This is a genomic window from Streptomyces fractus, from assembly GCF_049844455.1.
In the GTDB taxonomy this organism is placed as follows: domain Bacteria; phylum Actinomycetota; class Actinomycetes; order Streptomycetales; family Streptomycetaceae; genus Streptomyces; species Streptomyces fractus.
The window spans coordinates 1,987,836-2,010,007 of record NZ_JBMYHI010000002.1; the positions used below are offsets into that span (position 1 = coordinate 1,987,836).

A 22,172-nucleotide genomic window follows, 5' to 3' on the forward strand; every position below is an offset into this window, starting at 1 on the left:
TAGCGGGCGGTGCCGGAGAAGCTGGATGCGCTGAAGTAGCCGGATGCGCTGGTGGTGTCACTTCACGCGCAGCTCGCACCGCATCCGGCGGTCGTGTCCGACCTCGCGCACCGGCCCCATCAGGGTGAGCGGCACCGTGTGATGGACGTGTTCGCTGGACGCGGCGACGCGGAGTTCGAGGGCGCCGGGTTCGACGACGCGGCGGCCGTCGGCGCCGGTGTACGCGGCGAGGTCGGCGGGGAACGTGGCGTGGACCTCGGCGCGGGCGCCGGGGTCGAGCGGCACCCGGGCGTAGCCGACGAGCCGCGCCTCGGGGCGGGCGACGGTGCCGACCGGGTCGTGCAGGTAGAGCTGGACGACCTCGGTGCCGGGGCGCTCGCCGGTGTTGCGGACGGTGAGCCTCAGCGACACCTCGCCATCGGTGCCGAACTCGGGGGTGTCGCACTGCGGGGCGTCCCAGGCGAACGTCGTGTACGAGAGGCCGTGACCGAAGGGGTAGAGGGCCGTGGGGTCGACGTTGCTGGGCCCGCCGAGCCGGCCGAGCGGCGGCGCGAGATACGGGGCGGGCTGGCCGCCGTCCCCCCGGGGCACGCCGATGGGCAGCCGCCCGGACGGATCGACCCGGCCGGACAGCACTCCGGCGACCGCCGCGCCGCCCTCCTGCCCGGGGAAGAATGCCTGGACGACGGCGGCGGCCCGGTCGGCCCAGCGGCCGAGCGCGTAGGGCCGCCCGCTGAGCACGACGATGACGGTCGGCGTCCCGGAGGCGAGTGCGGCGTCGAGCAACTCGCCTTGCCCGTACGGCAGTTCAAGGTCCACGGCGTCGCAGCCCTCGCCGGACGAGCCGCGTCCGAACAGGCCCGAGCGGTCACCGACCACGGCCAGGCACACATCCGCGTCCGCCGGGTCCGCGACGAACCGGGCGCCCGGCAGCTCCGCGCGCAGCGCCTCCGCGAGGGTCGGTACGTCGACACCCGCGGGCAGTTCGGGGTGGTTGACGCCGACGTGCCGGGGGAACGTGTAGCAGCCGAGCATGGCGGCCTGCTCGTCGGCGAGGGGCCCGACGAGGGCCAGGCGCAGGCCGTCGGCGTCCGGCAGGGGCAGCAGCCCCGCCTCGTTGGCGAGCAGTACGACGGATTCCTCGGCCACCTTGGCGGCCAACTCCCGCAGGTGCGGCGGGTTCAGGTCGATGGTGTCATCACCGGCCACCGGCTCCCAGTCGGCGTCGAGCAGGCCCAGTTCGCACTTCTGAGCGAGGACGCGCAGCGCCGCCCGGTCGAGGAGGTCCTCCGGGAGGTCGGTGAAGCAGCGGGCGGCGGGGAGTTCCACGTCGACGCCCGCCGCGAGCGCGAGGCGGCCCGCCTCCGCCGCGGACGCTGCGACCTTGTGGGCGGACTCCAGGAACGCGACGCCGAAGTAGTCCGCGACCACGGTTCCCGCGAACCCCCAGTCCTCGCGCAGGAGTTGGGTGAGCAGACCCGGGTGGGCGTGGGCGGGCAGCCCGTCGATGTCGTTGTACGCGGCCATCACGGAGCGCGCGCCGCCCTCGCGCAGCGCCAGCTCGAACGGCGGCAGGATGACATCCGCCAGCTCGCGCGGCCCGAGCGGCGCGGGCGCGTGGTTGCGTGCGGCCCGCGACGCCGAGTACCCGGCGAAGTGCTTGAGGGTGGCGACGATCCCGGCGGCCTCCAGACCGCGCACGTACGCCGATCCGATGGTGCCGACGAGGTAGGGGTCCTCGCCGATGGACTCCTCGGTGCGGCCCCAGCGCGGGTCGCGTACGACGTCGAGGACGGGGGCGAGCCCCTGGTGGATGCCGACCGCACGCATCGACGCACCGATGGCCCGCGCCATCTCGGTCACCAGAGCCGGGTCGAAGGTGGCGCCCCAGGCGAGCGGGGTCGGGAAGATGGTGGCCTGCCAGGTGGCGAAGCCGGTGAGGCACTCCTCGTGGGCGAGCGCCGGCAGGCCGAACCGGTTGGCCGCGCGGACCGTGCGCTGGAGTTCGGCGAGGCGGGCGGCGCCTTCAGTGGGTTCGACGGGGACGGTGCCGAAGGGGCGGGTGAGGTGGCCGAGACCGTGCGGCAGGAGGGCGTCGAGGGCGGCGCTCCCGGCGGCGTACGCGTGCTGTCCGGGTGCGACGGCGGCGGTGTCGGTCTCGATGTCGGCGCCCAGCCACACGCTGGACAGCTGGGCCGTCTTCTCCTCGGCGGTCATCCGGGCGAGCAGGTCCGCCGCCCGGGTGTGGGCGGGCAGGGTGGTGTCCTGCCAGGGCTGAGCCATGGATCTCCTCAAGTGCGTGACACGTTGCGGTCGTTGGCGGGCAGGGTGGTCAGCCCTTCGTCGCGCCCATCGTGATGCCGCCGATCAGCTGCCGCTCGGCGACCGCGTAGAAGGCGAGCGCGGGCACCATCGCGAGCACGAGGTACGCGAAGACGCGGGCGATGTCGGCGGCGTACTGGCCCTGGAACTGCTGGACGCCGACGGGGATCGTCCACCAGTCGGGTTCGCTGAACACGAGCAGCGGCAGCAGGAAGTTGTTCCAGCTGGTGACGATGGCGAGGACGGAGACGGTGCCGAGCGCCGGGCGCGCCATGGGCAGCAGGATCCGCCAGAAGAAGCCGAACGGGGAGCAGCCGTCGAGGGTGGCGGCCTCCTCCAGTTCGCCGGGGATCTGCCGGAAGAACCCGCGCAGGATGACGATGGTCATGGGGAGCCCGAACGCGGCCTGCGGAAGGATCACGCCCAGCGGGTTGTCGAGGAGCCCGAAGGTGCGCAGCAGGACGAACAGCGGCAGGATCGCCACGGCGAACGGAAACATCAGGCCGACGGTGAAGAGAGTGAACATCAACTCCCTTCCCTTGAAAGCGAATCGGGCCAGCGCGAAGGAGGCGAGCGCGGCCGCGCCGACGGTGAGGACGGTGGTGCCGACCGCGATGAGGGTCGATGAGCCGAGCATCCGCCAGAACGATCCGGAGGCCAGGATGTCCGTGTAGTTGGACACGATCCAGGGCGACGGGAGCCCGAAGGCGTTCCGGGACAGCTGGTCGGTGGACTTGAACCCGGACACCAGCGCGTACAGGAGCGGGGTGACCATGACGATGCCGACCAGCCACACGATGACGTACAGCGGTGTGGAGCGCAGGCGTCGGCGCGCGGTGTGGCTCAGGGCGCTCATCGGGTGGCTCGCATGTTGGTGAGGGCTCCTTCGGTGTCGCGGCGCAGCACGTACCGCTGGTAGGCGATGGCGAAGACGAGGCTGATGAGGAACATGGCGATGCTGATCGCGCTGGCGTAGCCGATCTGGTAGCGCTTGAAGCCGAACTGGAAGAGGGAGACGGCCATCGTCTCGGAGTGGTGGTCGGGGCCGCCCTGGGTGGTGACCCACACCAGGTCGAAGAGCTGGATGGCGCCGATCACGGACAGGAAGGCGCTGATGCGGATGGTGGGTCCGAGCAGCGGCAGCGTCACGCTGCGGAAGCGCTGCCAGGCGTTCGCCCCGTCGATGCGGGCGGCCTCGTGCAGCTCGGCGGGGATGCCCTGGAGTCCGGCGAGGTACAGCATCATGTGGAAGCCGAAGTACTTCCACATCATGACGAGGAACAGGGTGGGCAGCACCCAGTCCTGGTCGGCGAACCAGAGTCCGCCGAGGCTGTCGAGGCCGATCGAGCCGAGCACCTTGTCGGCGAGCCCCTCGTCCGGCGCGAAGATCATGGAGAACAGGACGCCGGTGATGACCTCGGACAGAACGTACGGGGCGAAGAACAGCATCCGGTAGACGGCGCGGCCGCGCAGTTTCTGGTTGAGCAGGACGGCCATGGCGAGCGCGAACGGCAGCTGGAGGGCGATGGAGAACACCACCAGGAGCAGTCCGCGCCAGAGGTCGCCGAGGAAGACCGGGTCGCCGAGGAGGCGGGTGTAGTTGTCGGTGCCGGCGAAGTCCGAAGGCGCCCCGAATCCACCCCAGTTGAAGAAGCTGACGTACAGGGCGTAGAGGATCGGGGTGAGAACGAACAGCGCGAAGAGGATGAGGGCGGGCACGGTGAACGAGAAGGCGGTGAGCCAGTCCCTGGCCCGGCGCGCCAGGGGGCGCCGGTTCGGTGCCGGGGCGGCCTGGTCCTCTGCGGGAGCGGGCCGCGCTTCGTTGATCTGAGTGGAAGTCATCGTCGGTTACTGGCTCTTGGCGACCTGGGTGATGGAACGGGACACCTGCTCGGGCGACTTGGCGCCGGCGATGAGCGCGGCGACCGAGTCGTTGATCTCCTGGCCGACGGCGGGCGGGTAGGCCTGGTCGAGGTAGAGCTGGAAGCCGGTCGCCTTGTCCAGGGCGGCGGAGACGAGCTTGAGGTTGGGGTCGGTGAGGGTGCCGATGGCGCCCTTGAAGGCCGGCATCATGTCGGCCTTTTTCACGAGGAGCTTGTCGGACTCGGGTGACATGAAGAACTTCAGGAAGTCGACGGCCGCCTTGGGCGCGCCCTTGCGCACGGCGTAACCGCCGCCTCCGCCGAAGATGTCGGTGCCCGCGCCCTTGCCGCCGGCGACCGTCGGGAACGTGAAGAACCCGAGGTCCTTTCCGATGCCCTTGCCCGCGTCGGCCTGGGTGACCGGCGCCCACTGGCCCATCAGCTCCATCGCGGCCTTGCCGTTGCCCATGGTGGCGGCCTCGCCGTTGGGTGTGGAGTACGCCGCGCCGAGGAAGCCCTTCTGGAACGGCTGAAGGGCGACGAGTTCCTTGAGGCGTTCGCCGGCCTTGACGAAGTCCTCGCCGGTGAAGTCCTTGGCGTCGGCGGCCTTCCGCATGCCGTCGACTCCTGCGATGCGCATCGCCAGGTAGGCCCAGTAGTACATGCCGGGCCACTTCTCCTTGCCCGCGAGGGCGATGGGGGTGACCCCGGCGCTCTTCAGCTTCTTGACCGCGTCGAGGTAGTCGCTCCACGTGGCGGGCGGGGTCGTGACTCCGGCCTTCTCGAAGAGCGCCTTGTTGTACCAGAATCCGACGCCGCCGATGTCGAGGGGCATCGCGTACGACTTGCCGTCGAACTTGTAGGGATCGCCGGCCACGCCCACGAACTCGGAGGACAGGGGCTTGATCGTGTCGGTGAGGTCCTCGACGAGGCCCGCGTCGATCTGCTGCTTGAGGACCCCGCCGCCCCACGTGTGGTAGATGTCCGGAAGTTTTCCGGAGCTGGTCAGCGCGGTCATCTTCGCCTTGAACGCGTCGTTCTCCAGGGTGACGAGCTTGATGTGCACATCGGGGTGCTCGGCCTCGAACGCCTTGGCCCGCTCCGGCCAGACGGTCTTCGTCGGCTCCGTGGTCTGGATGTTCCACCACTCCACGACGGTGCGGCCCTTGCTGTCGGTGGCCCCGGAGCCGGAGTCCGAACAGGCGGCGAGGCCCGCGGCCCCGAGGCCCACGGCGGAGGCCGCGCCCAGGAACCGTCGGCGGGAGAGGGCCGCGGCGACGGCGGACCGGGCCGACGAGGGCACAGGGGCTCGATCGAACACAGACATGGCGCACCTTCCGGAAGGAAACCGAAAACTATCGGTGGATGGCCTCGGAAGTTACGGGCACAGAACAGGGGCGTCAACGGCCTTAACAAAAAAGGCTGTTGACGCCCCTGGGGAGTCTGTGGCGACCGTTCTGGCGGAGTTACGCGTTCCGCGGAGCGGCCGTACTGGCCCTGACCACGAGTTCCGTCGCCAGGTCGACGCGCGGAGCCGCGGGTTCCACGGACCGGGCAAGGTCGAGAACCGTACGGGCTGCCAACTTGCCCATGTCGGACAGCGGTTGGCGCACCGTGGTGAGCGGAGGCGCCGACCACCGCACCTCCGGCAGGTCGTCGAAGCCGACGACGCTCATGTCCTCGGGCACCCGCAGACCGCGCCGCCGCAGCGCCTCGATCGCGCCGAGCGCCATCTGGTCACTGGACGCGAAGACGGCGGTGGGCGGCTCCTGCAGGCCGAGCAGCCGGCCGCAGCCGGTGAACCCGGACTCGTGGTAGAAATCGCCGGGCACGATCAGCTCGTCCTCGACCGGCACCCCCGCGACGTCGAGGGCGGCCCGGTACCCGTCGAGCCGGGCGCGCGAGCACAGCATCCGGGGCGGCCCCGCGATGAACCCGATACGCCGATGGCCCAGGGCGAGCAGGTGCTCGGTTGCCGCCATCCCGCCCGCCCAGTTGGTGGCGCCGACGGTCGGCTCCTCCGTCACGGGCGAGCCCGCCGGGTCGATGACCACCAACGGCACACCGAGGCGCCGGAGTTCGTCGTGCAGCCCCGGTTCGAGTACGGACGTCACGAGGATCACGCCGTCCGACGCCCGCGCCCGCAGGTTCGTCATCCACTCCCGCGCGTCGCCCGCCCGGTCGTGGATCGCGGAGACCACGGTGCCGACGCCCGCCTCGTGCGCGACCTCCTCCACACCCCGGATGATCTCCACGGCCCACGGGCTGTCCAGGTCGTTGAAGACCAGGTCGAGCAGGGCCGCCCGGTCCCCCGGTGCGGGCGGCCGCCGCTGGTAGCCGTGCCGGTGCAACAGGTCCTCGACCCGGGCCCGGGTGGCCGGCGAGACGTCCGAACGCCCGTTGACGACCCGCGAGACGGTCGGCACGGACACACCCGCCTCCCGCGCTATCTCGGTGATCGTCACCTTGGCCGGCCCGTCCGGGCTCCGCGTGGCTGTCCTGCGCTGGGCACCTTCCCCGGCCACGTTCCCCACCTCCGTCGACATGTGCATCCGGATGTGCATCCGAAAGTCCTCCGGATGTCTTCCGGAACCCGTAGCACACGCCCTCGACGGCCAGTTGGTCAAGCACGACTGACCTGTGACGGGTCAACTGAACTGAGACGGGTCACTGTGAAGGCCGGCCACGACCACACCCCGGTTCCGCGTCACGGTCCCCCGCGGCTCACGACCCCGCCACATCCACCGCGCTGATCCCCACCGCCCCCGCGGCCTCCCCCGGCTTCCGGCTCGTCAGCGTGAGGCGCAGGCGGCCGGTCCGTACGGCGTCGAAGGTGATGACCGTCGGGTCGCCGGAGGCGGTCGCCCAGGCGATGTCCGGGTCCGGTACGTCGACGTAGCGTTCGCCGTTCCAGACCGCCACGTCGACCGACGCGGGCAGCGAGTGCTTCGCGTCGACCGTGAAGGATGCTTCGACGCGCCCGATCTCGCGTTCCTCCGCCCATTCCACCGAGATCCAGTCGGTGGGGCGGGCCCCGTCGAAGGCGGGGAGGAGGGCTGTCGCGGACTTCTGGAAGGCGTTGGACCACTGGGTCTTCGGGTCGCCGTCCAGGGCCGCGGCCGGGAGCGTGGTCGGGGAGCCGGAGTAACTGGCGTCCGCGTGCGGGTACTTCACGGCTCCGGGGCCCGGGTCCGCGGTGAAGGCGTCGGTCGGTGTGACCGGGGCGCCGGCCGGACCCGTCACGCGCAGGGTCGCCCGCCCCTCTCGCAGGCCCTTGGCCTCCGCCGTGACGGTCAGCGTTCCGGGCTTCGTTCCCGAGCGGACGATGGCCAGCGCGAGGCCGTGGAAGGTGGTGCGCGTACTCGCCTGGTAGCGTTCGGCGCTCTCCTGCTGGCCGTTGTCGACGCCCGCCAACTGGCCGCCGTTCACCGTGAATTCGAGGGTGCGGGTCGCGTCGGGGACCACCACTCCCTTCGCGTCCACCACCTCCGCCGTCACGAACGCCAGCGCGCGGCCGTCCGCCGCGAGGGACTTGCGGTCCGGGGTGAGGCGGATCGCGTGCGCCGCCCCCGCCGTGCGCAGCACGTCCGTCGCCACCGTCTTCCCGCCGCGCCGCGCGACGGCCTTCAGCTCACCGGCCGCGAAGGGCACCTTCCACGTCAGGTGCAGCTTGCCCGCGCTGCCGTTCGGTGATGTGTAGCTGCCGGGATAGGGGCCGCCGGTGACCGTCTTGTCGTCGTGCGTGGCCTCCGTCGTCTCCAGGTACGCGCGGCCGTCCACGGTCTTCTTCTCGTCGAAGGAACGCACGCCCAGGGAACGGCCGTTGAGGTACAGCTCGACCTCCGCGACGTTCGCGTACGCCCACACCTCCACCTCGTCGCCGATCTTGTGCGTCGTCCAGTCCATGGGGAGGAGGTGGACCATCGGCTCGGCCGACCACTGGCTGCGGAACAGGTGGTACATGTCCTTCGGGAAGCCGGCGGTGTCGACCGCGCCGAAGAAGGACGCCTTGACCGGGAACACGTCGTACGGGGTGGGTTCGCCGATGTAGTCGATGCCCGACCACAGGAACTCGCCCGCGAAGAAGCGCCGGTCGCGGTCCTTCTTCAGGCCGTACTCGCCGCTCATCGTCCAGGAGGCGAGGTTGTTGTCGAAGGAGGAGGTGGCGCGCTTCCCGGGTGTGTGGTTCTCGCCCGTGTTGAGGTGCTGCGGCTCCTGGTACGTACCCCGGCTCGACGTCTCCGACGATGACTCGGACTCGAAGAGAAACAGGTGCGGGTAGCGGGCGTGCAGCGCGTCGACGGACGCCGCCGTGTTGTAGTTGAGGCCCAGGCCGTCAAGGCCCGCGACGATCTTGTCGGCGGGTGAGCCCACCGCCGGCAGGGAGCGGTACTTGTCGGAGCCGATCACGATGGGGCGGGTCGTGTCGAGGGCCTTGATGTCGGCGATGAGGCGTTCCGCCATGGCGATGCCCTCGGTGCGGGTCGAGTCGGGGATCTCGTTGCCGATGGACCACATGAGGACGGCCGGGGAGTTGCGGGCGGCGCGCACCATCTCGGCGATGTCGGCGTCGGAGTGCTCGTCGAAGAAGCGTCCGTAGTCGTAGGTGTTCTTGCCGGTGCGCCAGCAGTCGAAGGCCTCGACGAGCATGATCAGGCCGAGGTCCTCGCAGGCCTCGATGACCTCGGGCGCGGGCGGGTTGTGCGAGGTGCGCAGGGCGTTGACGCCCATGGACTTCATGATGGCCAACTGGCGGCGGACCGCGTCCGGTTGGACCGCGGCGCCGAGCGCGCCGAGGTCGTGGTGCAGGTCCACGCCCTTCATCTTCGTGTACGTGCCGTTGAGCGAGAAGCCCTTGTCCGGGTCGAACGTCGCGTGGCGGATGCCGAAGCGGGTGCGGTACGTGTCCACGGTGCGGCCGTCCACGCGGAGGTCGGTGACCAGGGTGTAGCGGTGGCCCGGGGTCTCGATCGACCACAACTGCGGGGATTTCAGGGTGAGTTGAGAGGCATCCGTCTTCGGGGTGGCGGCCACCCCTTTGAGGGTCGACTCGGCGCGCGCCACTTTGCGGCCCTTCGGGTCGCGCACCGTCGAGACCACCGTGACGTCGTGCTCCGCGCCCGCCTCGCCCACGACCGTCGTGCGTACGTCGACCGTCGCGTACCCCTTGTCGAGGGTCGCGGCGAGGTCCGGCGTCGTCACGAACGTGCCCCAGCGCTGGACGTGCACCGGTTCCGTGACGACGAGGCGGGCCCTGCGGTAGATGCCGCTGCCGGAGTACCAGCGGCTGCTGGGGAGGCGGTTGCGGACCTGGACCGCGAGGACGTTCGGCGCCTTGCCGTCGGCGTGGACGAGGTCGGTGATGTCGTGGGCGAAGCCGGTGTAGCCGTAGGGGTGGTTGCCGACGAGCTCGCCGTTCACGTAGACGTCGCAGTCCATGTAGACGCCGTCGAACTCGACGGAGATCCGCTTGCCCGCGTACGCCTTCGGCACCGTGAACGTCTTGCGGTACCAGCCGAGTCCGCCGGGCAGGAAGCCCGTGCCGCTCGTCGTGTTGTGCGCGGCGGTGGGGGTCTGCTCGATGGACCAGTCGTGCGGGATCGCGACCTGCCGCCAGTCCCCGTCGTCGTGGTCGGGCCGCTCGGCGTCGGCGTACGCGCCGGTCGGGTCGGTGATGCCGTCCAGGCTGACCAGCGCGAAGCGCCAGCCGTCCGCGAGCTCCACGGTGCGGCGGCCGACGCTCCCCGCGCGGCCCTCGGCGGCGCGGGCCGATGGCGCGGCGAGCGCCCCCACGACGGGGGCGGCCGCGCTCGCGGCCAGGACGGATCTACGGCTGACAGGCATGCGGAAATCCCCTCGAAGCCAACATGACGCGTCACAAACAAACGTGAGCGAACAGATTGTTGTGCGTTCGTGCGGGGTTTAGTCAATAGCCTTACGGAATAAGCCCGTTCGAGCCGTACGACACGATCACCCGGCGGAGCCGCTGTCGCCGATCGTCGGGTACGGGAACTTGACCCCGGTGCCGCCGTCCACGACGAGCGTCTGGCCGGTCACGTACGAGGAGAGCGGTGAGGCCAGGAAGAGGAGGGCGGCGGCGATGTCGGCGGGCTCGGCGACGCGGCCGAGCGGGGCGTTCGCCGCGTTGGCCGCGCGGCCCTCCTCGCCGAGCAGGCCCGCGACGCGCGGCGTCCACACGACGCCGGGCGCCACCGCGTTGACCCGCACCCCGCGCGGCCCGTACTCGACGGCGGCCGTGCGCACCAGGGACATCAGACCCGCCTTGGCGGCGCCGTACGCGCCGTGCAGCGGGGCCGCCGTGATGCCGGAGACGGACGCCACGAACACCAGCGGTCCGCCGCCCGCCGCCGCGACCGCCGCTCCCCCGTACTGAACGGCGAGCCAGGCGTGCCGCAGGACCAGGTCGAAGTGCCACTGCCACGCGTCGTCGTCGAGCGTGTCCAGGGCCTCGTAGCGGGCCATGCCGACGATGTCGACGACGCCGCCGACCGGGCCCAACTCCCTTTGCGCATGGGCGAAGAGTGCTTCCATGTCCTGGCGCCGCGTCACGTCCGCGACGTACGGTACGCCGCCGGTCTGCGCCGCGACGGCTTCCGCCCGCTCCTTGTCGAGGTCCACGCACAGCACGCGCGCACCCGCCGAGCTGAGCGCGTGGGCCGTCTGCCGACCGATGCCATTGCCCGCCCCGAGCAGAACGAAGGCACGGCCTTCGACGCGGTGCAGGCCGGCGTAATCGGGGACGGGTGTGTCATCGAGGTCCATGACCGCGCTCCTCCGGTGGGTGGGTGGACCGGTCGGGATGCGGGGCGACGATGCGGTATATCTGACGAAGTGTCAATACCGGCGGGGGGCCGACGCGGGGCCCGTCCGGGGGCCCACCCACGGGGCTCGCCCGCGACACCAGTCCGCAGAGCCCATCCGTGGAGCCCGTCCGCAGAGCCCGTCCGCGGGACCCATCCTCAGGTCCGTCCGCGGGACCCGTCCCCGGGGCCCATCCGCGGGTCCGACCGCGGCACCCGTCCACGGGCCCATCCACGGAGCCCATCCGCAGGCCCCGTCCACGGCGCCAGGACGCGACACCAATCTGCGGGGTCCCGTCCGCGAGTCCGACCGCGGCACCCGTCCGCGGGTCCATCCGCGGGTCCATCCGCGGGTCCCCTCGCCGGGATCCGTCCGCGGCACCAGGCCGCAGGCCCCGTACACGGACCTCGTCCGCGGCCCCATCCGCGGCACCTGTCCACGGGACCCGTACGCGGGTCCATCCACGGGTCCCCTCACCGGGATCCGTCCGCGGCACCAGTCGGCAGGCCCCGTACACGGGCCTCGTCCGCGGGCCTCGTCCGCGACACCTGTCCACGGGTCCATCCGCGGAGCCCTACCGCGGCACCCGTCCCCGGGACCCGTCCGCGGCACCAGTCCGCGGGGCCCATCCACAGCGCCAGGCCGCGACACCAATCTGCGGGGTCCCGTCCGCGGGTCCGACCGCGGCACCCGTCCGCGGGTCCCCTCGCCGGGATCCGTCCGCGGCACCAGGCCGCAGGCCCCGTACACGGACCTCGTCCGCGGGCCCCATCCGCGGCACCCGTATACGGGCCCCGTCCGCGGAGCCCGTCCGCGGAGCCCGTCCGCGGAGCCCGTCCGCAGCACCCATTCGCTGGCCCCGTCCACGGCACCCGTCCGCAGCACCCATCCCCGGAGCCCGTCCACCGGCCCCGTCCGTGGGGACCGGAATGTCCGGACTGCGGATAGCGTTGTTCGCGAGGATGGACAACCTGGTGGAAGGCGGCACACCGTGCACGGCGAGTACAAGATCCCCGGCGGCAAGCTCGTCGTCGTGGACGTGGACGTGGCGGACGGCGTGCTGCGCCAAGTCCGGGTGGCGGGCGACTTCTTCCTCGAACCGGACGACGCGCTCCTCGCGATCAACGCCGCACTCGAAGGCGCCCCGGCCGACGCCGACACCGCCACCCTCGCCGCCCGGATCGACGCGGCGCTGCCGGCACCGTGATGCTCGGCCTGACGACGGAGGGCGTCGCCACCGCCGTACGCCGGGCCCTCGCCCAGGCCACGGACTGGCGGGACTACGACTGGCAGCTCGTCCACGACGCCCCCCAGTCACCCGTCCTGCACATGGCGCTCGACGAGGTGATGGTGGAGCAGGTCGCGCTCGGGCAGCGGCCGCCGACCCTGCGCGTGTGGGAGTGGGACCGGCCCGCGGTGATCATCGGCAGCTTCCAGTCGCTGCGCAACGAGGTCGACCCGGAGGGCGTCGAGCGGCACGGTGTCACCGTCGTACGCCGGATCTCCGGCGGCGGCGCCATGTACGCGGAACCGAAGTCCACCATCACGTACTCGCTCGCCGTGCCGGAGTCCCTGGTCTCCGGCCTGTCGTTCCAGGACTCGTACGCCTACCTCGACGACTGGGTGCTGGGCGCCCTCGCCGACATGGGCATCAAGGCCTGGTACCAGCCGCTGAACGACATCGCCACGGACGTCGGCAAGGTCGCGGGCGCCGCGCAGAAGCGGGTCGCGGCCGGGCAGGGCGCGGTGCTGCACCACGTGACGATGTCGTACGACATCGACGCCGACAAGATGGTCGACGTGCTGCGCATCGGCAAGGAGAAGCTGTCCGACAAGGGCACGAAGAGCGCCAAGAAGCGCGTCGACCCGCTGCGCCGGCAGACCGGACTGCCCCGTGAGGAGGTCATCTCCCGCATGATCGACTCGTTCCGGAACCGGTACGGGCTGACCGACGACAAGGTGACCGACGAGGAACTGGCCCGCGCCCAGGAACTCGTCCGCACCAAGTTCGGCACGGACGAGTGGACGGCGCGGGTGCCGTAGCCCCTGCCGGGGCAGCGGGCCGGGTGTGGCGGTCAGGCTCCGGGCGAGGCCTGGTCGCTGTCGCGGAACTCGCCCCAGCCGTGCCAGCGCTCGATCTCCATCACGGCGGTGACGCGGGCACGCTCACGCTCCGGGTAGGGGCCGCCCGCGTAATGCGTCGAGATCCGGTCGGTGTCGACGAGACCCTTGTCATCGCGGAGCTCGACGACCCGCCCGATGAGGGTGATGTGGGTGTACCAGCTGTCCTTGTCGAGAACGGTGAGGGTGAGCCGCGGGTCGCGGCGCAGGTGCCCGAGGCGGACCCGCCCCTCATCCATGTTCAGCAGCACCCGCCCGTCCTCCCAGAGGTACCAGGTGGCCGTGGACACGGGCGAGCCGTCCGACCGCAGCGTGGCGACGGTGGCCGGGTTCGCGCGCTCGAGCATGGCGATGGCTTCGGCGGACAGTGGCGGCTTGGACACGGTTCCTCCTGATACGTCGAGGGCTACGCGTCGACCATAGTCACATCAAGCCCCGCCTGTGGACGAGAGCCGGCGGGGCCCGGGGCAGCGCCCCGCGACGTAGGCACGGCCGACCGCGACAAGTCCGGCTACAGCAACCGCAGAAGCGCATGCAACGCCGGATTGTCATTCGCCTTGCGCCACACCAGATGCAACTCGACGGGCCTCGCGTCGGACAGCTCCAGCGGCCGGAACGCGATCCCGGGAAACCGCATCTGCGCGGCCGACTCGGGCACGAACGCGATCCCCCACCCGGCGTGGACCATGGCGAGCAGGCTGTGCACCTGGCTGAGGTACTGCGTGAAGCGCGGCCGCACCCGGGCCTCACGGAAGATGCTGACCAGCAGTTCGTGGAAGTAGCGGGCCTCGATCGGCGAGTACATGAGCACGTCCTGGCCGTCGAACTCGCCCATCGGCAGCGGCCCTTCGCCCTCGGCGAGCGGATGCCCGCTCGGCACCGCGGCGAGCAGCCCCTCGCGGGTGGTCGACCGGGTCTCCAGGTCGGGTCCCGTGCTGGAGGGGCGGATCATGCCGAGGTCGAGGGAGCCCTCGGTGAGGGCCTCCAGCTGGTCGCGGGTCACCTTCTCGCGCAGCACGATCTCCGTGCCGGGCATCGAGGTCCTGGCCACGTCGAGCAACGGGCCGAGCGCGGAGTACGCGCTCGCGGCGGTGAAGCCCACCGCGATGGCCCCCGCCTCCCCCGTGGACACCTGCCGAGCCGCGAGCGTGGCCGCCTCGGCCTGCCGCAGGATCGTCCGCGCCTCGTTGAGGAAGGCCCGGCCCGCCGGAGTGAGCCGGACGGTCCGGTTCGTGCGGTCGAGCAGCTGCACATCCAACTCGTGCTCAAGGAGCTGGATCTGCCGACTGAGCGGGGGCTGTGTCATCCGCAGCCGCTCGGCGGCCCGCGTGAAGTGCAGTTCCTCCGCGACGGCCACGAAGCTCGCCAGCTGCGCAAGCGTGAACAACGATGCCCTCCAGGTATTGGATCATCCAAAAACTATGTTTGACGTGGATCAATCGCCGACCTTAGCGTCAACAGGAACCAACGGCTCACACCCCCAGGGATTCGCAGTGGTGACCAGCATGTCCACCGTCAGCTCAGCCGCCTCCCGCCAGGGCGAGGCGACTCTCGACACCATCGCCTGGATCAAGCTCTCCTCCGTCACGCTGCCCCTCGCGACGCCGATCAGCGACGCCAAGGTGCTCACGGGCCGGCAGAAGCCGATGACCGAGGTCGCCTTCCTGTTCGCGGAGATCGAGACCACCGGGGGCCACTCCGGCATCGGCTTCGGCTACTCCAAGCGCGCCGGCGGCCCCGCCCAGTTCGCACACGCCAAGGAGATCGCCGACAACCTGATCGGCGAGGACCCCAGCGACATCGGCCGCCTGTGGACGAAGCTGGTGTGGGCCGGCGCCTCCGTCGGCCGCAGCGGCGTCGCCACGCAGGCGATCGCCGCCCTCGACATCGCCCTGTGGGACCTGAAGGCCAAGCGGGCCGGGCTGCCGCTCGCCAAGCTGCTCGGCGCCCACCGCGACTCGGTGCAGTGCTACAACACCTCCGGCGGCTTCCTGCACACGCCGACCGAGCAGGTCCTCGACAACGCCACCGCCTCCCTGGCCAGCGGCATCGGCGGCATCAAGATCAAGGTCGGCAACCCGGACCGCAAGGCGGACCTCGCCCGGCTGACCGCCGTACGCGAGCACATCGGGGACGGCGTCCCGCTGATGGTCGACGCCAACCAGCAGTGGGACCGGCCGACCGCCCAGCGCATGGGCCGGGCCATGGAGGAGTTCGACCTCGTCTGGATCGAGGAGCCGCTCGACGCCTACGACGCGCAGGGCCACGCGGCGCTCGCCGCCTCGCTCGACACCTCCGTCGCCACCGGCGAGATGCTCGCCTCGGTCGCCGAGCACGTCGAGCTGATCAAGGCGAACGCCTGCGACGTCATCCAGCCCGACGCCCCGCGCATCGGCGGCATCACCCAGTTCCTCAAGCTGGCCACCCTCGCCGAGCACCACAACCTGCAGCTCGCCCCGCACTTCGCCATGGAGATCCACCTCCACCTCGCGGCCGCCTACCCGATCGAGCCGTGGGTTGAGCACTTCGACTGGCTGGAGCCGCTGTTCAACGAGCGCCTGGCGATCAGCGGAGGCCGCATGCACGTCTCCGACCGTCCCGGCCTCGGCATCACCCTCACCGAGCAGGCCCGCGCCTGGACCGTCGCGACGCACGAGGTGGGCGCGCGCCCGTAGCCTGCCCCTCCCCGCTCTCTGGCGCGGGCCCCGCTGACGGACAGCGCGGGGCCCGCGCCAGAGCCACGCCCGGAGTCCACGCGTCATACCCGTCGGGTATCACTGGATGCAAAAGCAGTGTTGGACGCGCATGAGTGACGCCTCGTAATGTCGTACTCACACCGCCTCTTCACCGCCCTCCACCACTCAGCAGGAGTAGCCCAGTCATGTCGTCCTTCACCCCGTCAGAACTCGGCGCCCGCATCGGCTCGGGCCTGCTCTCCTTCCCGGTCACCCACTTCAAGGCGGAGGACCTCGCGTTCGACGAGGCCGCCTACCGCGCCAACATCGAGCGCCTGGCCGAGCACGAGGTCGGCGGGCTGTTCGCCGCGGGCGGCACCGGTGAGTTCTTCTCGCTGACCGCCGCCGAGACGGAGCGGGTGGTGACCGCGGCCGTGCAGGCGGCGCCGGCGGGCACCCCGATCCTCGCCCCGGCCGGGTACGGCACACGGACCGCGATCGAGTACGCGCAGGCGGCCGAACGCGCGGGCGCCGACGGCCTGTTGCTCTTCCCGCCGTACCTGACGGAGGCCTCGCAGGACGGCCTGGCCGACCACGTCGAGGCGGTCTGCAAGGCGACGGATCTCGGCGTCATCGTGTACGGCCGGGCCAACGCCCAGTACAACGCGGACACTCTGGCCCGCGTCGCCGAGTCCTGCCCGAACCTGATCGGCTACAAGGACGGCGTCGGCGACATCGACGCCATGACCCGCATCTACACGAAGCTCGGCGACCGCTTCACCTACGTCGGCGGCCTGCCCACGGCCGAGATGTACGCGCTCCCGTACCTCGAACTCGGCGTCACCACCTACTCGTCGGCGATCTTCAACTTCCTCCCGGAGTTCGCCCTCGACTTCTACGCGGCCGTCCGCGGCCGGGACCACGCCACCGTCCTCAAGCACCTGCGCGACTTCGTCCTCCCGTACACGGAGCTCCGCAACCGCAAGGCCGGGTACGCGGTCAGCATCGTCAAGGCGGGCATGACGGCGACGGGCCACCCGGCGGGCCCGGTCCGGCCTCCCCTGACGGACCTGACGGAGTCGGAACTCTCCGAGTTGAGCGGGCTCATCGGCGCGACCGTGTAAAGCCCCTGCGGCGATTGAGCAGCGGGGTCCGGGGCGGAGCCCCGCGACGTGCGGCGAGAGGTGCGCGTCACCGCCCGCCGAGAATCCGCCCCAGGTCCCGCGCCGCCTGGTCAAGGAGTGTGCGCATCGCCGACTCGGCGGCATCCGGGTCCCCCGCCCGAACCGCGTCGAGTACGGCGCGGTGGCTGGGGACCGGGTCCTTGGGGTGGCGGCCCGTGCCGTGGACGAGGCGGTCGCGGTAGCCGAGGCCCGCGGCGATCACCAGGTCCATGCGCTCCAGCAGTTCGTTGTGGGAGGCGCGGAGCAGGGCGCCGTGGAAGGCGAGGTCCGCCTCGACCGCGTGGGCAGCGCCGTCCTCGCCGTCCTGCCCCATCGCCTCCAACGCCGCGTCGAGCGCGGCCAGGTCGTCCTGCGTGCGGCGGCGCGCGGCGAGCCGGACCGCGGCCGGTTCGACTATGCCGCGCACCTCGTCGAGGTCGCCGAGCAGCGGATTGCCCGCGCCCTCCGCGACGCCCCCGTCCAGCGCCTCGAACTGCCAGCGCAGCACGTCCGCGTCGAGCAGATGCCAGTCGGCCCGGGGCAGCACGAACGTGCCGCGCTTCTGCCGGGCGTCGACCATGCCCTTGGCGGCGAGCACCTTCAAGGACTCCCGCAACACGGTGAGGCTGACGCCGAGTTCGTCCTGGAGCGCGCCGAGGTCGAGGGTCTCCCCCTGCCCGATCCGGCCGCTCAGCACCCGGTGCGCGATGGTCTCCACGGTCTGCCCGTGCACGCCGCGGCGCGCGTACCCCGCCATGTCCTACCTGCTGTTCTCTCGAAGTCTCGACCGGCCAAGTATCTCCGGGACAGCGGGAGTTCACCCCCCGTTGGCCGTACGTCTACGCCGAGGACTTCATCACGCTCCACCCGCCGTCGACCACCAGGCTCGTCCCGGTCACGTACGACGCCTCGGGCGACGCGAGGAACGCGATCGCGGACGCCACCTCGTCGGGGCTGCCGAAACGGCGGGCCGCGGTCCCAGCGACGCTGGCGGCCCGCTCCTCCTGCGGCACCCGGTCCCACACCCCGGTCAGGATCGGCCCCGGCAGCACCGTGTTGACCCGGACCAACGGCCCGTATTCCACGGCGAGTTGACCGCTCAGCGACAGCAGCCCGCCCTTCGCCGCCGCGTACGCCGGGTGACCGGGGATGCCGTGGCGGGCGTGGACGGAGGAGACGAGGACGACCGAGCCCTCCTGTTCGCGCAGGTCGTCGAGGCACGTGCGCACGCCGAGGAACGCCGCCGTGAGCCCGATGGACAGCTGCCGGTTCCAGGACTCGGGCGAGGTCTCGTGCGCCGGGGCGACCTCGATCCTCACGGCGTTGCTGACCAGGACGCCGACGGGGCCGAAGGCGTGCGCGGCGGTCAGCACCTCCTGCCAGGCCTCCTCGCGCGCGACGTCGGCGGGCACGAACGAGGAGCGCCCACCGTCCCGCTCGATCTCCTTGGCGACCTCGGAACCGCGGCGCTCATCGATGTCGGCGAGCACGACGGCGGCGCCCTCCGCGGCGAGCCTGCGCGCGGTCGCGGCGCCGATGCCCGCGGCGGCGCCGGTCACGACGGCGGTGCGTCCGGCGAAGCGGTCGGTGGCACGGGGGGCTGTCATGGGCTGCCTCCTGGTTCCGGTGACTCGGAAACATGTTCATCAACTGTTCGGCCGCACAGGGGGGTTGACCCCCTCCATCCACGCTTCTATATTCCGCCACGTTAATTCCTAATTAATGGATTGAACAAGGCCGTGCACAACACCCGGCACAACACCGGGCACAGACAGCGAATCCCACCGATCGAGTGAGGTGCGATGCTCCACTTCGGCGCCGACTACAACCCCGAGCAGTGGCCCGAGGAGGTCTGGGCCGAGGACACCCGGCTGATGAAGGAGGCCGGGGTCACCATGGTCACGGCCGGGATCTTCTCCTGGGCCAAGGTCGAACCCCGGCCCGGCGAGTACGACTTCGGCTGGTTCGACCGGATCATGGACAACCTCGCCGACGCGGGCATCCGGGTCTGCCTGGCGACCATGACCGCGTCACCCCCGCCGTGGCTGTCGCGCCTGCACCCGGAGGTCCTCCCGCAGGACGCCGACGGCCGGCGCAAGTGGCCCGGCGGGCGCCAGCACTACTGCCCCTCCAGCCCCGTCTACCGCCGGCACGCCACCCGCCTCGTCGAACGCCTCGCCACCCGCTACGCCGACCACCCGGCCCTGGATTCCTGGCACATCGGCAACGAGTACGGCTGCCACACCCGCCAGTGCCACTGCGACGTGTCCGCCGCCGACTTCCGCCGCTGGCTGCGCGAACGCTACGACTCCGTGGACGCCCTCAACGAGGCCTGGTCCACGGCCTTCTGGTCACAGGCCTACGACACCTTCGACGAGGTCCTGCCGCCGCGCCTGGCCCCCACCTTCGCCAACCCGGCCCAGCAGCTGGACTACTGGCGCTTCAGCGACGACGCACTGCGCCAGTGCTACCTCGCCGAACAGGCCGTCCTGCGCCGCATCACACCCGGCGTGCCCATCACCACGAACCTGATGCCGAACCACAAGCCGGTCGACGCCTTCGCCTGGTCGCAGCACATGGACGTGATGGCCCTCGACCACTACCAGGACCCCTACGAGGCGGCCCCGCACCTGACCGCCGCCTACAACTTCGACCTGATGCGCTCGGCGCGCGGCGGACAGCCCTGGCTGCTCCTGGAACAGGCACCCAGCGCCGTCAACTGGCGGCCCCGCAACAGCCCGAAGCAGCCCGGCCGGATGCGGCTGTGGAGCTGGCAGGCCGTCGCGCAGGGAGCCGACGCGATCCTGTACTTCCAGTGGCGCCAGTCCCGCGGCGGCGCCGAGAAATACCACTCCGCGATGGTCCCGCACGCCGGCACCGACACCCGCATCTTCCGCGAAGTCTCCGACCTCGGCCGGGAGTTGGCGTCCGTGCCGGAGATCGCGGGAACCCGCTCGACGGCCGACGCCGCGCTCCTCACCGACTGGAACAGCTGGTGGGCCCTCGAACTCGACTCGCACCCCTCCACCGCCCTGAACCAGACCGAGATCAACCTCGCGCACCACCGCGCCCTCTTCGACGCGGGCGTGACCTGCGACATCGTCCCACCGGACCGCGACCTGTCCTCGTACAGGCTGGTCGTCGTGCCGAACCTGTACCTCCTCAGCCAGGACAACGCCGAGCGGCTCGCCGCCTACGTCGAGGGCGGCGGACACCTCTTCGTGTCCTTCTTCTCCGGCATCGTCGACGACTGCGACCGCGTCGAACTCGGCGGCTACCCCGCCCACCTGCGCCGCCTCCTCGGCATTCGCACGGAGGAGTTCTGGCCACTCGACGAGAGTCAACACCTCACGGTGCGGGGCGAGTTGACCGGCCGCGCCGACCTCTGGTCGGAGGCCATCGACCTGGAGGGCGCCGAAGCCGTCGCCGTCTTCGAGGACGGCGACCTCGCGGACCGCCCCGCCGTCACCCGCCACACGTACGGCGAGGGAACGACCTGGTACATCGGCACCCGCCTCGAACCGGCCGCACTGCGGGCCCTGTTGGACCGGGTGCGCGCGGAAGCCGGGGTGACCCCCGTCCTCCCGAACCTCCCCACAGCCGTGCAGGCGACCGTCCGCGAGGGCGCGGGCGGCCGCTTCCTGTTTTTGCTGAACCACGGCGAGGTCGAGGCGGCGGTCGACCTCCCCACACCGATGCGCGACCGCCTCACCACCCACGCACCCCCCACCACTCACATCGCACTGCCGCCCTACGGCGTGGCCGTACTCGAATCAAGCCCCTGCGGCGATTGAGCAGCGGGGTCCGGGGCAGAGCCCCGCGACCGCAACGCCGTGCGGCCGAAATCGCGCACTGACAAGGAGGTCAGATGCCCCCAACACCCACCCGGCGAAAAATCCTGACGTGGGCCGCGGCAACCGCCGCCACCCCCGCGGTAGCGGCCTGCGGCGAATCCGCCGGCGCCGCCCGCATGACGCGGGACCACCACCGCAAGCCGGGCCAGAAGGTCACCCTGAGGCTATGGACGTGGGTGCCCCTGCAGAAGGCGGTCGCGCTGTGGAACAAGCGCAACCCGGACATCCAGGTCGTCGCACAGATGGTCCCCGCCAACACCTCGGGCGGCTACCAGAAGATGCACGCCGCAGTGAAGGCCGGCAACCCGCCGGACCTCGCCCAGGTCGAGTACTACGCGCTGCCCGAGTTCATGCTCGAGGGCGGCTTGACGAACCTCAGCGCGTACGGGGCGGACAAGCTCAAGGACCACTACGTCGACTGGCAGTGGAAGCAGGGCGTCTTCTCGGGCAAGACGTACGCGATCCCGCAGGCCTCGGGCCCCATGGGGCTCTTCTACCGCAAGGACCTGTTCGAGAAGTGGGACATCGAGGTCCCCAGGACCTGGGACGCGTACCGCGCCGCCGCGAAGAAGGTGCGGAAGCACGGCTCGTACATGACGGCCTTCCCGCCCGCCAACGCCCAGTGGTTCGCCTCCTTCCCCTGGCAGCGCGGCGCCCACTGGGTGCGCACGGAGGGTGACACCTGGATCGTCGACCTGACGTCCCCGGAGTCCCTGGAGGTCGCCGACTACTGGGACGGCCTGGTCCGCGACGGCTTCCTCATCCAGACGCAGGACTCGCAGAGCGCCTTCTACAAGGGGCTCCAGTCCGGCCGGCTGGCGACGTGGCCCGGCGCGCAGTGGTACGACGCGCTGATCCGCGGCAACGCCCCGCGCACCAAGGGCAAGTGGGCGGTGTCCGAACTGCCGCAGTGGGAGGAGGGCGCGCACGCCTCCTCCAACTGGGGCGGCTCCTCCACCGCCGTCCTCCAGGGCTCCCAGCACCCGGTCGAGGCGCTGAAGGTCGCGCACTGGCTGAACACGAACCCCGACAGCATGAAGCTGCTCATCGAGGCCGGGTACGGCTGGCCCGCCGCCAAGATCGACCTGCCGAAGACACCGCTCGGCAAGCCGGATCCGTTCTTCGGCGGCCAGCGCTACAACGAGGTCTTCCAGACCTCCGACCGCAATGTCGACACCTCCTGGCGGTACGCGCCGACCACCACGCAGTCCTTCACGCACATCCAGGACAACCTGGCGCTGGCCCTCGCGGGTCACGGCACGTTCGCGGAGGCGCTGAAGGACGCGCAGAGCAAGTTCGTCGACGACCTCAAGGCCAAGGGGCTCAAGGCGAGGAGCGCACGATGACGACATC

15 protein-coding genes and 1 pseudogene are annotated in these 22,172 nt (G+C 71.0%); 5 read left to right on the forward strand and 11 right to left on the reverse strand.

Annotation, left to right across the window (positions count from 1 at the left end):
• Window positions 1-57: 57 nt before the first annotated feature.
• The 7 genes from ACP4E5_RS10950 to ACP4E5_RS10980 form a co-directional block, all read right to left on the reverse strand.
• Window positions 58-2,283: a glycoside hydrolase family 3 N-terminal domain-containing protein gene (locus tag ACP4E5_RS10950; RefSeq protein WP_425827428.1), complete on the reverse strand. Its 2,226-nt coding sequence runs from the start codon at window positions 2,281-2,283 to the stop codon at window positions 58-60.
• A gap of 49 nt (window positions 2,284-2,332) precedes the next feature.
• Window positions 2,333-3,178: a carbohydrate ABC transporter permease gene (locus tag ACP4E5_RS10955; protein ID WP_425827430.1), complete on the reverse strand. Its 846-nt coding sequence runs from the start codon at window positions 3,176-3,178 to the stop codon at window positions 2,333-2,335.
• Window positions 3,175-4,164, reverse strand: coding sequence for a carbohydrate ABC transporter permease (locus ACP4E5_RS10960; RefSeq protein WP_425827432.1), 990 nt, complete (start codon window positions 4,162-4,164; stop codon window positions 3,175-3,177). Before ACP4E5_RS10960 ends, ACP4E5_RS10955 begins: the two co-directional genes overlap by 4 nt.
• A gap of 6 nt (window positions 4,165-4,170) precedes the next feature.
• A complete protein-coding gene (locus ACP4E5_RS10965) occupies window positions 4,171-5,511 on the reverse strand; it encodes an extracellular solute-binding protein (RefSeq protein WP_425827434.1) in 1,341 nt (446 codons plus the stop codon).
• 139 nt (window positions 5,512-5,650) lie between these two features.
• Window positions 5,651-6,709, reverse strand: a complete 1,059-nt coding sequence (locus ACP4E5_RS10970; protein ID WP_425827436.1) for a LacI family DNA-binding transcriptional regulator — start codon at window positions 6,707-6,709, stop codon at window positions 5,651-5,653.
• Window positions 6,710-6,908: 199 nt separating this feature from the next.
• On the reverse strand, window positions 6,909-10,028 hold the full coding sequence (locus ACP4E5_RS10975) for a glycoside hydrolase family 2 TIM barrel-domain containing protein (protein ID WP_425827438.1): 3,120 nt from the start codon (window positions 10,026-10,028) through the stop codon (window positions 6,909-6,911).
• A 126-nt stretch (window positions 10,029-10,154) separates the two neighbouring features.
• Window positions 10,155-10,967: an SDR family NAD(P)-dependent oxidoreductase gene (locus ACP4E5_RS10980; protein ID WP_425827440.1), complete on the reverse strand. Its 813-nt coding sequence runs from the start codon at window positions 10,965-10,967 to the stop codon at window positions 10,155-10,157.
• 1,030 nt (window positions 10,968-11,997) lie between these two features.
• Between ACP4E5_RS10980 and lplAB the strand changes: the two are divergent.
• Window positions 11,998-13,049: pseudogene (gene lplAB / locus ACP4E5_RS10985) on the forward strand (lipoate-protein ligase LplAB).
• 32 nt (window positions 13,050-13,081) lie between these two features.
• Here the strand turns inward: lplAB and ACP4E5_RS10990 are convergent.
• Together ACP4E5_RS10990 and ACP4E5_RS10995 are read right to left on the reverse strand one after the other, a co-directional pair.
• Window positions 13,082-13,510: a PPOX class F420-dependent oxidoreductase gene (locus tag ACP4E5_RS10990; RefSeq protein ID WP_425827442.1), complete on the reverse strand. Its 429-nt coding sequence runs from the start codon at window positions 13,508-13,510 to the stop codon at window positions 13,082-13,084.
• A 128-nt stretch (window positions 13,511-13,638) separates the two neighbouring features.
• Window positions 13,639-14,514 (reverse strand): LysR substrate-binding domain-containing protein, encoded by an 876-nt coding sequence (locus tag ACP4E5_RS10995; RefSeq protein WP_425827444.1) that lies wholly within the window; start codon window positions 14,512-14,514, stop codon window positions 13,639-13,641.
• Window positions 14,515-14,632: 118 nt separating this feature from the next.
• On the opposite strand from ACP4E5_RS10995, the gene ACP4E5_RS11000 reads away from it, so the two are divergent.
• Together ACP4E5_RS11000 and kdgD are read left to right on the forward strand one after the other, a co-directional pair.
• Window positions 14,633-15,802, forward strand: coding sequence for an L-talarate/galactarate dehydratase (locus tag ACP4E5_RS11000; RefSeq protein WP_425827446.1), 1,170 nt, complete (start codon window positions 14,633-14,635; stop codon window positions 15,800-15,802).
• Window positions 15,803-16,008: 206 nt separating this feature from the next.
• Complete coding sequence (kdgD, locus tag ACP4E5_RS11005) at window positions 16,009-16,926, forward strand: 5-dehydro-4-deoxyglucarate dehydratase (RefSeq protein ID WP_425827448.1); 918 nt, start codon at window positions 16,009-16,011, stop codon at window positions 16,924-16,926.
• Window positions 16,927-16,993: 67 nt separating this feature from the next.
• Here kdgD and ACP4E5_RS11010 read toward each other — a convergent pair whose 3' ends face one another.
• On the reverse strand, window positions 16,994-17,722 hold the full coding sequence (locus ACP4E5_RS11010) for a FadR/GntR family transcriptional regulator (protein WP_425827450.1): 729 nt from the start codon (window positions 17,720-17,722) through the stop codon (window positions 16,994-16,996).
• An 82-nt stretch (window positions 17,723-17,804) separates the two neighbouring features.
• Window positions 17,805-18,572 (reverse strand): SDR family NAD(P)-dependent oxidoreductase, encoded by a 768-nt coding sequence (locus ACP4E5_RS11015; RefSeq protein WP_425827452.1) that lies wholly within the window; start codon window positions 18,570-18,572, stop codon window positions 17,805-17,807.
• A gap of 195 nt (window positions 18,573-18,767) precedes the next feature.
• On the opposite strand from ACP4E5_RS11015, the gene ACP4E5_RS11020 reads away from it, so the two are divergent.
• The gene (locus tag ACP4E5_RS11020) at window positions 18,768-20,759 is read left to right on the forward strand and encodes a beta-galactosidase (RefSeq protein WP_425827454.1); all 1,992 of its coding nucleotides are present in this window, start codon (window positions 18,768-18,770) and stop codon (window positions 20,757-20,759) included.
• Between the two features lie 74 nt (window positions 20,760-20,833).
• A complete protein-coding gene (locus tag ACP4E5_RS11025; protein ID WP_425827456.1) occupies window positions 20,834-22,165 on the forward strand; it encodes an ABC transporter substrate-binding protein in 1,332 nt (443 codons plus the stop codon).
• Window positions 22,166-22,172: the final 7 nt, after the last annotated feature.